A 13,581-nucleotide genomic window follows, 5' to 3' on the forward strand; every position below is an offset into this window, starting at 1 on the left:
TAGAGCCGCGCCGTGCGTGGATACAGGAACACGACGCCGACCAAGCTCGGCATCCACCCGCGGCACGCGCTTGCGCCGTTTGTTCAAGCCGCCAACCCGCATGCCACGCCAGCATGCAGGCCCCTCACTTTCCGGGTTGCCCATGAAGCACTGGATGCTCCGCCTGTATGCCCCACTGTTCCTGCTGGGTTTCGTTGCCACTGCCGTCGTCTGGGTCGGCCACTGTCACGGTGATCCGTTGTGGCTGCTGGCCTTGCTGGCGGCCGCCATCGCGGTCTCGTTCGTCGCCGAGCGGGCCTGGCCGTACGATCCCGCGTTCAACCACGACCACGGCGACAGCCTGCGTGACACCCTGCATGCACTGGTCAATGAAAGCCTGAACCTGCTGTCGATCACGGCGGTGCCGCTGCTGGCGGCAATCATTCCGTGGCAGGCCTGGCCGCTGCAGTGGCCATTCGCGCTGCAGGTGCTGCTGGCCATCGTCTGCGCTGATCTCGGCATCACCCTGGTGCACTACGCCAGCCATCGCATCGGCTGGCTATGGCGCCTGCATGCCGTGCATCACAGCGTCACCCGCATGTACGGCTTCAACGGCCTGATGAAACACCCGCTGCACCAGGCGGCCGAAGCGGTGGGCGGCGTACTGCCGCTGCTGCTGTTGGGCCTGCCGATGCCGGTCGCTGCGGTGCTGGCCTTCGCCATTGCCATCCAGCTGCTGCTGCAGCACTCCAACGTGGACATGCGTCCCGGCCTGCTGGGCCGGGTGATGGCCTGGGCGCCGCTGCACCGCTTCCATCACATGCGTTACGGCACCGCTGGCGACGTCAACTTCGGCCTGTTCCTGGCCGTCTGGGATCACCTGCTGGGGACCGCCTTCGACGCGCCAGGTTATCGATTGCAGCAGCGCGACCTCGGCATCGGCAGCCAACCGGACTATCCGCGCGACTATCCGGGGCAGCTGCTGGCGCCGTTCCGCGAACTGCCGCATGGCGAGGTGCCGGAGCTGCCGGAAGGTCTGCGCAGGCGCGGATGATGGGCCGTGTCAGGCCGCGTGCAGCTGCAGGCCCTGCAGCTGCGCGGCACCGATGCCGAACATGCGGCGCAGGCTGCGTGACAGATGGGCCAGATCGGCGAATCCAGCGGCATGCGCACTGTCGGTCAGGTTGTGCCCGCGCAGATGATGCATGAGCGCGTTGCGCAGCCGCTGCCACAGCACCCAGCCGCGCAGGGTGACCGCCAGCTCGGACTGGAAACGCCGGTGCAGCTGGCTGGTCGACAGATGCGCGGCTGCGGCAATGTCGGCAGCCGGCACCGGGCCAGGCAAGTGCTGGGCGATACGGGCCAACGCCGCCTGCACGCGGCGGTCCAGCGGTTGCGGGCGGCTCAGTCGTGGAAGCCAGTCGTGCAGTTCCATCGCAGTGCCGGGCAGCGAGTGCAGGTGCTGCTGGATCTGTTCGGGATTGGCATGCGCGGGTTCGAGGAACACCGTGCAGCCTGCTTCCGGCGCCGACAGGATCGCGTGCGTCTGGAAGGAGGGCAACCACAGTCGTTGGCCCTGCTGCCGTACGCCATCGACTTCGACCTGCCAGGGTGCGCCGTCGCTGAGCAGCAGTTGATGAGCGTAGTGCGCGTGCGCGGCGCTGTCACCGGCATGACCGTGAAGTACGGCGGCGTGCGCATCCAGCAGCAACGTGCCATTCCAGGGCAGGGCGAGGGAGGACATGGGGGGATTGTAGATCCACGCCATGCGTGGATGAATCGCCATCGAAATCGAATATTTCGACAACGAAACGAAGAGCATCCACGCATGGCGTGGATCTACTGCAGGTTGCGAGAAACTGTCGAAGGCGGGGGGGGGGGCGTCGGCGGGCGCGTGAGCGCCATGGATGGCGCGACCGAGCCTCCAGGGACGGATTCACGGCGTCCCCGCCAACGGCCCCCTCCGCCTACCCACAGGAGCCCCGCTGTTGCTTTGGCCGTTGCCTCTGTGGGTGCCGGGCACAGCCCGGCCGTACCCTCACCGCCCGTGCGGGTCGGGCCGGTGATGCACGTACTCGACCACCGTGCCATCGGGATGTACCGCATTGAACGCCGCCCCGGTCGGTACCACCTGCAACGGGAAGATGATCTCGGCGCCGGCCGCGACCAGTTTGTCGTGATAGGGCCGAACGTCATCGACCAGCAGTGTCCCCGTGGTCGAAGTGAACGGCGCCAGTGCCGCCTCGCTGCCCTCGATCAACAGGAACGCACCGACCATCGCCAGACGTAGCCCGGCCTCCGGAAACGGGAACCCCGCATCGGCCACCACGCCCTGCAGCTGCTCGTAGAAGGCCACACTGCGCTCCAGCTCACCGGGTGCCACGAACACCCGGATCAGCACGCGCGGCGCGCGCTGGCTGGATGTATCGCAGCGGTCGCGCCAGAGATGGTCGAAGTCGCGGTGGACGGTCATGGGCTCGGTTCGTGGCCAGGGACCTCCATTATCGGCAGCCCCACGCGGCCTGCTGATGACCGCCGGTGATGGCCTGATAACTGCTGGCCGGGTTGCCCCTGTGACTTAGGTCCTGTTGACAGGTGTGAACGCCCTCGCACAATCTTCACAGGATTGGGTCGCCCTGCGCGGCCCGGACAGGCAGGTTGTCACGCCGGGAGGAGGGTCCCAGGCGCAGACCGGCCCGTCCTTCGGCCTGCGGGACGTTGCCTGGCAACCCCTGCGCGGCATGAACGCTGCACCCTTCGGCGGCACTTCCCTGGACCGATTGCCTTGGCAACGGAATTACGCCTGCCGATGAAAACGTTTACAAAGCCGCTTGCACTGTCCCTGGCCCTGTCTGCCGCACTGGCCGCTCCGGCCTGGGCCGACCCCGCCGCGTTCACTGTGCTGACCCTGGAACAGGCGCCCAACGCCGAGGCGATGCCGGCCCTGGCGGCCCAGCTGAAGAGCCTGAACGTGGACGCGGTGAGCGTGCGCCAGGTGCAGCGCGGCATCGGTCAGGTCGATCCGCTGCAGGTGCTGGCCGATGGCCTGGGCTACGAGTACCGCTTCATTGCTGCCGGCAAGGACGATGGCCAGACCCAGCGCGGCCAGGCCGTGCTGACCCGGCTGCCGATCGCCGCTGAATCCGGCCCCGACCAGCCGGGCCTGAACTACCTGCGCCTGGATGATGGGCGCCACACGGTGGCGGTCTATACCGATGCCGGTGCAGGCGCCGCGCAGTTGCCGGCACTGGTCACCCGTTCGCGGCTGGGTGCACCGGCGGTGCTGCTCGGCGCGGTGGCCGGTGAATCGGCCAAGGCCGCAGGCTTCGATCCGGCGCGCGTGGCGCTGGAAGCCGACGCAAGCTATTTCAGCGATGGCTTCCAGGCCGCCAGCAGTGCACCGTTCAAGGTGGAAGGCAGCACCCTGCACGCCACCCTGCTGACCCTGGCCTATGCCGCCGACAAGCACAGCGAAAAGCCCTGGATGGACACCACCCTCAATGCCGACGCGCGCGCTGCGCTGCTGCTGAAGGCGATGACCGAGGATGAGAAGTTCCAGATGCTGCACAGCTACTTCGGGCTGGGCAAGGACGGTGGCCCGTTGCCGGAAGGTGCGGTCGGTTCGGCCGGCTTCGTGCCGGCAGTGCCGCGCCTGGGCATCCCGTCGCAGCAGTCGGCCGATGCCGGCGTCGGCGTGACCAATCCCGGTGGTATCCGTCCGGGTGACTTCGCCACCGCCATGCCGTCCGGCCCGTCCACCGCCTCCAGCTGGAACCGCGAAGTGGCCTTCGCCGGTGGCGCCACAATGGGCCGCGAGGCATGGCAGCAGCGCTTCAACATCCTGCTGTCAGGCAGCGTCAACCTGCAGCGCGACCCGCGCAACGGCCGCAATTTCGAATACGCCGGTGAAGACCCGCTGCTGGCCGGTTCGATGGTCGGCGCGCTGATCCAGGGCGTGCAGAGCCAGCACGTGATCTCCTCGATGAAGCACTTCGCGCTGAACGACATGGAGACCCGCCGCAACTTCCACGACGTGCGCATCGGCGAACAGGCCATGCACGAGTCGGACCTGCTGGCGTTCGAAATCGCGCTGGAAGCCGGCCGCCCGGGCGTGGCGATGTGCTCGTACAACAAGATCAACGGCACCTATGGCTGCGAAAACGGCTACCTGATGAACCAGGTGCTGAAGCAGGAATGGAAGTTCCCCGGTTTCGTGATGTCCGACTGGGGCGGCGTGCACAGCGGTTCGAAGGCGGCGCTGGCCGGCCTGGACCAGCAGTCGGCCGGTGAAGTGTTCGATGCGGCGGTGTTCTTCGATGAGCCGCTGCGTCTGGCCGTGCACGGCGGTGTGGTGCCGCAGGCGCGCCTGAACGACATGGTGGCGCGCATCCTGCGCACGATGTTCCTGCACGGCAATTTCGACAACCCGCCGCAGCACCAGAAGGTCGATGCCGAGGCCGGCTTCGCTGTTGCCCAGCGGACGGTGGAAGAGGGCAGCGTGCTGTTGCGCAATGAAGGCAACCTGCTGCCGCTGGCCGACAGCGTGAAGCGCATCGTCATCATCGGCGGCCATGCCGACAAGGGCGTGATCGGTGGTGGTGGTTCGTCGATGGTGGGGGTGACCGCCAAGGGCACCAATGCGGTGCCGGGCGTGATGCCGACCACCTGGCCGGGCCCGGTGATCTTCCACCCGTCCTCGCCGCTGGAATCGCTGCGTGCGGCGCGCCCGGACGCGACCATTGCGTATGTGGATGGCACCAATGCCGCCGCTGCGGCCAAGGCCGCCGCGCAGGCCGACGTGGCCATCGTGTTCGCTACCCAGTGGGCCGCCGAATCGGTGGACCTGCCGGACATGCAGCTGCCTGACAACCAGGACGCGCTGATCTCGGCGGTGGCCAAGGCCAACCCGAAGACCGTGCTGGTGCTGGAAACCAATGGCCCGGTGCGCACGCCGTGGCTGGCGCAGGTGCCGGCGATGCTGCAGGCCTGGTATCCGGGCATCCGCGGTGGCGAAGGCATTGCCGCGCTGCTGACCGGCCAGGTCAATCCGTCGGGCCGCCTGCCGGTGACCTGGGTGACGGACGAATCGCAGCTGCCGCGCCCGCACATCGACGGCCTCGGTTTCAAGCCGGCCAAGCCGTTCGGTGATGTGTTCGATTTCGATATCGAGGGCGCCAACGTCGGCTACAAGTGGATGGCGGCCAAGGGCCTGACGCCCACCTTCGCGTTCGGTCATGGCCTGTCCTACACCTCGTTCGCCTATGACAACCTCAAGGTGAGCATGGAAGGATCGCGCCTGGTTGCCAGCGTCGACATCCGCAACACCGGCAAGCGCGCCGGTGCCGATGTGGCCCAGCTGTACCTGAAGCTGCCCGCCGGCAGCACCACGCCGATCCGCCTGATCGGCTATGGCAAGGTGAACCTGCAGCCGGGCGAACAGCGCCGCATCCGCATCGAAGCCGAGCCGAAGACCCTGGCCCACTACGATGCACAGGCGCGCCAGTGGAAGATCGACAGTGGCACCTACCAGGTGCAGCTGTCGCGCAATGCGGCCGAGCCGCTGCAGACGGTGGACGTGCAGCTGGTGGAGCAGGTGCTGCGCTGATGCCTGAAGACACGGCCCGCACAGGGACGTGTCTGTTTGTGCTGCTTCTGTAGAGCCGAGCCAACGCTCGGCTGATGAACAGTGAAGGCTGAGCCGACGAGCAGCCGAGCATGGGCTCGGCTCTACACCGGCGGGCTGACAAACCGGTCGCGCAGGAAATCGATCAGCTGCCGTACCTTCGGTGAGGGCTGCGCGCTGTGCGGGTAAACCGCGTACACGCTCTGCTGCGGGAAGCGGTGCTGGCGCAGTACCGGTCGCAGCCGACCCTGGGCCAGATCGTCCTCGATCAGCCAGCGTGGCAGCACGGTGACCCCGGCGCCGGCCACGGCGAAGGCACGCAGGCTGCTGGCACCATCTACGCGCACCACCGCATTGCCCGGGTTGGTGGCGAACAATGCGTCGCTGCCATCCGGCGCCACCACCGGTACATCGGCCAGGCGCGGGTAGCCGAGGCGGGGCAGGGCGCCCAGCTGCACTGGGTCATCGGCTGCATCCGCGGAGGGCAGCCGGGCCAGCAACGAGGGCGCGGCCACCGCGCACAGCGGATGCCGTTCCAGTTCGCTGGCATGCAGGCCTGAATCCGGCAGGCGGCCCAGGCGGATGGCCAGGTCGAAACGTTCGGGAATCAGGTCGGCCGGTGCCGGTGAGGTCGACAGGTGCAGCTGCAGCGTCGGGTGCCGCGCACGGAAGGCCTCCAGCGCTGCGATCAGGCGCAGCTGCGCGTATTCCGGAGTAGTGGTCAGGCGCAGTACGCCCTGCAGCTGATGCTGGTCGCGCCGCGCGGCATCGATGGCTGCCTGTGCGGCATCCAGTGCCTGCACGCAGTGCTGCAGGAACTGTTCACCGGCCTCGGTCAGCGCCAGATGGCGGGTACTGCGCAGCAGCAGGGTCACGCCCAGCTCCTGTTCCAGCCGCTTCAGGTTGAAGCTGACCACCGCGCGACTGAGACCGAGGCGATCGGCGGCGGCGGTCAGGCTGCCGGCCTCGACCACGGCGCGGAAGATATCGAAGCGGTCGAGGCTGACCATGGCGATCCATTGTCAAAACAGATTTGACAGTGTTGCAGCTGTCGTCGTGTTTTTCCAACAAGACCCGCACGGCATGCTGGCGACTTCTCCGCTGGAGCGCCGCCGATGCCGTCCCCCCGCCTGCGCCATGAGGCGATCTTCCTGCTGGTGTTCGCACTGGATCTGGTCAACATGTTCATCGCCACGGTGGCCTATCCGGCACTGGCAGCGGAACTGCACGCTGATGTCGGTACCCTGGCCTGGGTCGGCACCGCCTACATGCTGGGCTTGAGCGTGGTGATTCCGCTGGCGCCCTGGCTGGCTGCGCGCTGCGGCGAGCGTCGCCTGCTGCTGGTGGCGTTGCTGTTGTTCGCGGTTGCCGCTGCGCTGGCCGGCGCCGCACCGGGGATCGGCTGGCTGCTGGGCTGGCGCCTGCTGCAGGGGCTGGCCGGCGGCCTGCTGATTCCAGTGGCCCAGGCCGCGGCCTACCGCCAGTGCACGCCCGAGCAGCGTGGCGCGTTGACCCGGCGCATCCTGCTGGTGGCGCTGCTGGTGCCGGCACTGGCGCCCGCGCTGGGCGGGCTGCTGGTGCAGTGGTTGTCCTGGCGCGGCGTGCTCTGGGCCAGCCTGCCCGTGGCGGTGGTGGCGATCGGGTTGGTGCTGGCCTGGATGCCGACCGATGGCGCGCGCAGTGCGCCGCGCCTGCAGGCCTATGCGCTGTCCACCGCGATGCTGGCGCTGGGCGCGCTGCTGCTGGCGTTGACCTGGCTGGGTGAACCCGGTCATCGGGCCGCCGGTGCCGTACTGCTGTTGATCGCAATGCTGTTGGCGGCGTCCCACCTGCGACATGCACGGCAGCAGGCGCAGCCACTGCTGCGCTGGTCGCTGTTGTCCCATCGCGGGCTGCGACTGGCGATGCTGATCTATCTGGCCGTACCCGGTGTATTCATCGGCAGCCAGCTGGTCAGTACCCTGCAGCTGCACCAGGCCGGCTACAGCGCGGCACGCATCGGCGCGTTGATGCTGCCCTGGGCGCTGGCCTCGGCCATTGCGATCACCGCCAGCAAGCGCCTGCTGGCTCGCTTCGGCCCGGCCACGGTACTGCGTGCCGGCATGCTGCTGCAGGCCAGCGGCCTGCTGTTGATGGCGCTGTTGCCGCAGCCGGCCTTCGCCTTGGCCGCGCTGTTGTTCGCGCTGATGGGCGCCGGTGGCAGCCTGTGCAGCAGTACCGCGCAGACGCTGGCTTTCCACGGCGTGGAGGGTGAAGCGCTGGGCGATGCCAGTGCCCTTTGGAACCTCAACCGTCAGCTCAGTTTCTGCCTTGGTACTGCCGCCATTGCGCTGTTGCTGGCGCTGGCCATGCAGTGGCTGCCAGCACGCGCCACCAGCGTGGCGCTGGGGCTGGCCGCCGCACTAACCCTGTTGCCGATGGCGCTGTTGCGCCACTCGCACTCTGTTTCCCTTTCGCAACCCGAGAATGCCTGATGGATATCACCGCAGAACATGAAGTCCACCACCTGCACGACAAGCTGCAGGCCTGGTTCCGTGCCGATGTCGGCGCCGATGCGCTGGAGGATCTGATGGCGCACTTCTGTGCAGACTTCAGCATGGTCGGCATCTCGGGTCGCAGGCTGGACCGGAAGGCTGTGCAGGCACTGTTCGCGGGCGGTCATGGCGCGCGTCCAGGACTGCAGATTTCCATCGACGCCGTGCAGGCGGTGGAAGCGCCATCACCGCTGGCGGTGCTGCGCTATCGCGAAGGGCATTCGCTCGATAGCGGCCAGCTCACATGGCGCGAATCGTTGGCCGTGCTGCGGCAGGAGCAGGGTCGCTGGCGCTGGTTGGCGCTGCATGAAGTGCCGGTGGCCTGACCGGTAGTGCCGGCCGCTGGCCGGCAACCGCGTAACGCACCCCGGGATCATGAAGTTGCCGGCCAACGGCCGGCACTACTGGTCTTCGGTGAGCGCAGCGGCACCGGGGGCACATGTGCCATCAGTCCTGCCTGCATCCGCCCCAGAATGCAAAGCCCGCCCACACTTCACGGCTCGGGGCAGGAGTAGGCTTGAGGCTTTCCTGCCGGGAGGGGTTGTCCATGCATGTGCGTGCCGTCGCTGTAGCCATTGCCCTTTGCCTGTCCAGCACCGTGCTGGCCGCCGATACCCCACCGATGACCCCGGACATCAGCGGCAAGCCCTTCGTTGCCCCCGATGTCGGTCGTGACTACGACAAGCGCGTGGTGATGGTGCCGATGCGTGATGGCACCAAGCTGTATACCGTGATCGTGGTGCCCAAGGGTGCCCGCAACGCGCCGATCCTGCTGACCCGCACGCCTTACGATGCCGCTGGCCGCGCAAGCCGCAGTGATTCGCCGCGCATGCGCGACCTGCTGCCGCAGGGCGACGAGGTGTTCGTCGACGGCGGTTACATCCGCGTGTTCCAGGACATCCGTGGCAAGTACGGCTCCGAAGGCGATTACGTGATGACCCGGCCGTTGCGCGGGCCATTGAACAACACCAAAGTCGACCACTCCACCGACGCCTGGGACACCATCGACTGGCTGGTGAAGAACGTGCCGGAGAGCAATGGCAAGGTCGGCATGCTCGGCTCGTCGTACGAGGGTTTCACCGTGGTGATGGCGCTGACCGACCCGCATCCGGCGCTGAAGGTGGCGGCACCGCAGAGCCCGATGGTCGACGGCTGGATGGGTGACGACTGGCTCAACTACGGTGCGTTCCGGCAGGTCAATTTCAACTACTTCGCGATGCAGACCGAGAAGCGCGGCAAGGGTACGCCGCTGCCCAGCCTCGGCTACGACGACTACAGCACGTTCCTGCGGATCGGTTCGGCTGGCGACTACGCGCGCCTCACCGGCGTGGACCAGCTGACCTGGTGGAAGAAGCTGGTCGAGCACCCGGCCTATGACGGCTTCTGGCAGGGCCAGGCGTTGGACGCGGTGATGGCGAAAACACCGTTGAAGGTCCCGACCATGTGGCTGCAGGGCCTGTGGGACCAGGAGGACATGTGGGGTGCCAACCACGCCTACCAGGCCATGGAAGGGCGCGACAGTGGCAACAACCGCAATTACCTGGTGATGGGCCCGTGGCGGCACAGCCAGGTGAACTACAGCGGCAGCGAGCTGGGCGCGCTGAAGTTCGACGGCGATACCGCGCTGCAGTTCCGCCGTGATGTACTCAAGCCGTTCTTCGACCAGTACCTGGTGGACGGTGCGCCGAAGGCCGACACGCCGCCGGTGCTGATCTACAACACCGGCGAGAACCACTGGGATCGCCTGAAGGGTTGGCCGCGCAGCTGCGACAAGGGCTGTGCCGCCAGCAGCAAGCCGCTGTACCTGCGGGCTGGCGGCAAGCTGGCATTCCAGGCGCCGGCGGCGGGCGAGGGCGACTTCGAGGAGTACGTGTCCGACCCGGCCAAGCCGGTGCCGTTCGTGCCGCGTCCGGTCCGCTTCGGTGACCGCGACATGTGGACCACCTGGCTGGTCAAGGACCAGCGCTTTGTCGATGGTCGCCCGGACGTATTGACCTTCATCACTGAGCCGCTGACCGCGCCGCTGCGCATCGGCGGCGCGCCGGTGGTGCATCTGCAGGCCTCGACCAGTGGCACCGACAGCGACTGGGTGGTGAAGCTGATCGACGTGTATCCGGACCAGGAAGCGTCGACGCCGGAGATGGGGGGCTATGAGCTGCCGGTGTCATTGGCGATCTTCCGCGGCCGCTACCGCGAGAGCTTCAGCGATCCGAAGCCGCTGGCGGCCAACCAGGTGCTGCCGTATCGCTTCGACCTGCCCAACGCCAACCACACGTTCCAGAAGGGGCATCGGGTGATGGTGCAGGTGCAGTCCAGCCTGTTCCCGTTGTACGACCGCAACCCGCAGACCTACGTGCCTAACGTCTACCTGGCCAAGCCAGGCGATTACCAGAAGGCCACGCAGCGGGTCTGGCATAGCGCGGCGCAGGCCAGTTACATCGATCTGCCGGTGTACTGAGGCGGAGAGGACGACGCCGGGCATAGCCCGGCAGCACGTGGTAGTGCCGGCCGCTGGCCGGCATCCGCGATGGGGCAGGAGCGTGTCGACCAAGGTCGACACCTACCAGAACACCAGCCTTCAGCCCACCTTCGAGGGGCCCGTGCGCCAGCGGCTGGGCACCAGGCCGAAACGCTTGCGGAATGCAGCCGCGAAGTTGCTGGGATGGCGGTAACCGCTTGCGGCAGCGGCCTGCTCAACCGTCCAGCCGTCTTCGCGCAGGCCCTGTTCGGCGTGGCGCATGCGTTGTTCGTGCAGGTAATCGAACACGGAGCAGCCGTACTGCTGGGCAAAATGGCGGCGCAGCGAGCTGGGGCTCATGCAGGCCAGCTGGGCCAGTTCGACCAGGCTGTGGGCATGGCTGGGGTCATCATGCAGGTAGGCACGCACGCGCTCCAGGCGCTCGCGCTGGCCAGCCCGCAGCGTTCGTACAGGGTCGGTCTGCAGATCCTCGGCCTTCAGGCCAACGGCCAGCAGCTGCAGTGCGACGCCTTCGCGCCACAACGCGTCGATGCCGTCCTCCCATGGGCTGTCGAACAGCTGGCCCAGTACCGGCAGCAGCGTATGCGGAATGGCCCAATGGCGGCATTCCAGGTGGCTGTTGAGCGCGGTCTCCAGCTGCGGCAGATGGAACAGGTCCGGATCGATCTGGCCGGGCACCATGACGCTGACGCCGCGCATGCGCGTTTCGCCGGGATGCGTACCAGTCATCTCGACCTCCTCGCGGTGGTGTGCGGTCATCGCCGTGCCAGCGCGAAGGGTGAAACCAGCGCGTCGCGGAACGCGCACATCGACCTCGCCCAGCAGCATCACGCGGATGGCCAGGCCGGGACTCTGCTGGGCCGTGGCGACATATGGAAAGCGATTATGGACGTCGGAGGCGATCAGGCTCATGCCGCCGCGCAGGAACTGCTCGTTGACCTCGCCGTGGCCGGCCCACTGGTCGTCGCGCAGGTGTTCCGGGTCGGCGCGGTAATCGAAGCCATGACGGTGGCCGAAGCGGCGGTAATCGGCAAAAGTGAAATATCGGGACATCGCTCGGCACGTGCTTTGGAGGTGGACGCTGGCATTACCTCGCCCACGCGCTCTGCAACGCAGATGCAGATCCGGTCATTACCCGTGCAGACGTGCTGGAAGGCAGTGGCGTGGGCACTCCGGATGGTGGGGGAACACCAGATTGAATGGAATGTGTCGCAGAAACTGGAAACGTTTCCCATTGTCGCCTCGATTCGCGCGCTTTTGATTTAAATAGGGTCAAAACGATTGACGATTACGGCCAAAGTGAAAATGCCGCCGAACATACGCCGGCGTTTTGCATGCATATCCGTACGCAATTCCATACATCAACTTGAGTTGAGGTTTCATGGCTGGAACGATCATCCGTAGGCGCGATGTCAGCCAGGTCATCACGGGCGCGCGCGTAGGGTGGGGCAGTTGGCTGTTGCAGGCCACTTCGATACCCCCACTGATGGAGAACGCAGATGATTGACTACCAGCTCACCGGCAAGACCGCGATCGTGACCGGCGGCGTATCTGGAATCGGCCTGGCCGTGGCGCAGACGCTGGCCGCGTCCGGCGCGCGGATCTCGGTCTGGGATCTGAAGCAGGATGCGGTCGATGCGACCGTGGCGCAGTTGCGCGATGCCGGTGCGCAGGCCATCGGCATCGCGCTGGACGTCACCGACGACGCTGCGGTGGAGGCAGCGGTGCAGCGCACGATCAAGGAGCTCGACGGCCTGCATGTGGCGGTCAACAACGCCGGTATCGGTGGGCCAGCCGCCAGCAGCGGTGACTATCCGATCGATGGCTGGCAGCGCGTGATCGACGTCAACCTCACCAGCGTGTTCCTGTGTCAGCGTGCGCAGATCCAGGCAATGCGCGCTGCTGGAACCGGCGGCAGCATCATCAACATGGCCTCGATCCTGGGCCAGGTGGGCTATGCCGGTTCCACCGCTTATGCGGCGGCCAAGCACGGCGTGGTCGGGCTGACCCAGACCGCCGCGTGGGAGCATGCCGCCGACGGCATCCGTGTCAACGCGGTCGGCCCGGGCTTCATCAGCACACCGCTGCTGGAGAAGATGGACCCGAAGGTGCGCGCCACGCTGGAAGGCCGCCACGCCTTGAAGCGGCTGGGTACGGCCGAGGAAGTGGCGGCGCTGGTGGCCTGGCTGGCCAGCGACGATGCCTCGTTCGCGACCGGCGCGTACTACGCCATCGATGGTGGCTATCTGGCGCAATGATGCGGTGATCGCAGGCGACGGTGACGCCGGGCATGCCTGGCGCTATCAGGTGAACGCGCTGTGGTGCCACCTTCACCGTTGTGCCACGGCTGCCGAGCGACGCTCCGGGAAAATCCCGGAGCTTTCCCATGGAACTTACCCAGGACGTCTCGATCCTGCTGCGCGTGGCCACAGCCATGTTGTTCGGCGGCGTGCTCGGCGTCGAGCGCGAGATGGGCAAGCACGCCGCCGGCCTGCGCACGCACATGCTGATCGCGGGGGCTGCCGCGTTGATCGTCGGCCTGGGCGACTCGGTGGCCGAGCATTTCCAGCAGGAGCGCTACCGCGACCTGCTGCAGGTCGATCCGGTGCGCCTGATCGAGGCGGTGGTGGCCTGCGTTGGTTTCGTTGCTGCCGGCACCATCCTGCGCGGCTCGCGCGAAGACCAGGTCAGCGGCCTGACCACGGCCAGCTCGCTGATCATGGCGGCGGCCATCGGGATTGCGGTGGGGATCAGCAAGTACGTGATCGCCATCGGGGTGAGCGTGCTGTGCGTACTGGTGCTGGCGGTGATGCGGCGGTTGGAGAAAAGGATTTCTTAGGGAAGCCCGAGTTGCCGGCCAGAGGCCGGCACTACCGTGACGACCCTAATGGTCGTACCAATACGCCATCTAGCTCTATGGTCTAATAGGCTCTTCGTCGGGGTGGCGGTTAAATCCGCTGCAAGTG

General features: G+C 66.8%; 11 protein-coding genes. 7 read left to right on the top strand and 4 right to left on the bottom strand.

Annotation, left to right across the window (positions count from 1 at the left end; translation table 11 throughout):
* Nucleotides 1-154 precede the first annotated feature (154 nt).
* On the top strand, nt 155-1,033 hold the full coding sequence (locus HLA98_RS14150) for a sterol desaturase family protein (RefSeq protein WP_232015514.1): 879 nt from the start codon (nt 155-157) through the stop codon (nt 1,031-1,033).
* 9 nt (nt 1,034-1,042) lie between these two features.
* Here HLA98_RS14150 and HLA98_RS14155 read toward each other — a convergent pair whose 3' ends face one another.
* Nucleotides 1,043-1,747: a helix-turn-helix transcriptional regulator gene (locus HLA98_RS14155; protein ID WP_057501423.1), complete on the bottom strand. Its 705-nt coding sequence runs from the start codon at nt 1,745-1,747 to the stop codon at nt 1,043-1,045.
* A 270-nt stretch (nt 1,748-2,017) separates the two neighbouring features.
* The gene (locus HLA98_RS14160; RefSeq protein WP_021204492.1) at nt 2,018-2,452 is read right to left on the bottom strand and encodes a VOC family protein; all 435 of its coding nucleotides are present in this window, start codon (nt 2,450-2,452) and stop codon (nt 2,018-2,020) included.
* Nucleotides 2,453-2,788: 336 nt separating this feature from the next.
* On the opposite strand from HLA98_RS14160, the gene HLA98_RS14165 reads away from it, so the two are divergent.
* On the top strand, nt 2,789-5,584 hold the full coding sequence (locus tag HLA98_RS14165; RefSeq protein ID WP_080392923.1) for a beta-glucosidase family protein: 2,796 nt from the start codon (nt 2,789-2,791) through the stop codon (nt 5,582-5,584).
* A gap of 122 nt (nt 5,585-5,706) precedes the next feature.
* Here the strand turns inward: HLA98_RS14165 and HLA98_RS14170 are convergent, their stop codons facing one another.
* Nucleotides 5,707-6,612 carry a LysR family transcriptional regulator gene (locus HLA98_RS14170; protein ID WP_057501422.1) on the bottom strand — a complete coding sequence of 302 codons (906 nt, stop codon included), beginning with the start codon at nt 6,610-6,612 and terminating at the stop codon, nt 5,707-5,709.
* Between the two features lie 105 nt (nt 6,613-6,717).
* On the opposite strand from HLA98_RS14170, the gene HLA98_RS14175 reads away from it, so the two are divergent.
* From HLA98_RS14175 to HLA98_RS14185, 3 genes are all read left to right on the top strand, one after another.
* Complete coding sequence (locus HLA98_RS14175; protein ID WP_057501421.1) at nt 6,718-8,076, top strand: MFS transporter; 1,359 nt, start codon at nt 6,718-6,720, stop codon at nt 8,074-8,076.
* Complete coding sequence (locus tag HLA98_RS14180) at nt 8,076-8,462, top strand: DUF4440 domain-containing protein (protein ID WP_057501420.1); 387 nt, start codon at nt 8,076-8,078, stop codon at nt 8,460-8,462. The genes HLA98_RS14175 and HLA98_RS14180 overlap by 1 nt, the downstream gene beginning before the upstream one ends.
* Before the next feature lie 221 nt (nt 8,463-8,683).
* On the top strand, nt 8,684-10,594 hold the full coding sequence (locus HLA98_RS14185) for a CocE/NonD family hydrolase (protein ID WP_057501419.1): 1,911 nt from the start codon (nt 8,684-8,686) through the stop codon (nt 10,592-10,594).
* A gap of 120 nt (nt 10,595-10,714) precedes the next feature.
* Here HLA98_RS14185 and HLA98_RS14190 read toward each other — a convergent pair whose 3' ends face one another.
* Complete coding sequence (locus tag HLA98_RS14190) at nt 10,715-11,668, bottom strand: helix-turn-helix transcriptional regulator (protein WP_057501418.1); 954 nt, start codon at nt 11,666-11,668, stop codon at nt 10,715-10,717.
* 446 nt (nt 11,669-12,114) lie between these two features.
* Here HLA98_RS14190 and HLA98_RS14195 point away from each other — a divergent pair, with 446 nt between their 5' ends.
* Nucleotides 12,115-12,873, top strand: a complete 759-nt coding sequence (locus HLA98_RS14195; protein WP_057501417.1) for an SDR family NAD(P)-dependent oxidoreductase — start codon at nt 12,115-12,117, stop codon at nt 12,871-12,873.
* 128 nt (nt 12,874-13,001) lie between these two features.
* Entirely contained in the window at nt 13,002-13,454 is a 453-nt protein-coding gene (locus tag HLA98_RS14200) for an MgtC/SapB family protein (protein ID WP_049445899.1), read from the top strand.
* Nucleotides 13,455-13,581: the final 127 nt, after the last annotated feature.

The organism is Stenotrophomonas africana (assembly GCF_013004645.1).
In the GTDB taxonomy this organism is placed as follows: Bacteria; Pseudomonadota; Gammaproteobacteria; order Xanthomonadales; family Xanthomonadaceae; genus Stenotrophomonas; species Stenotrophomonas africana.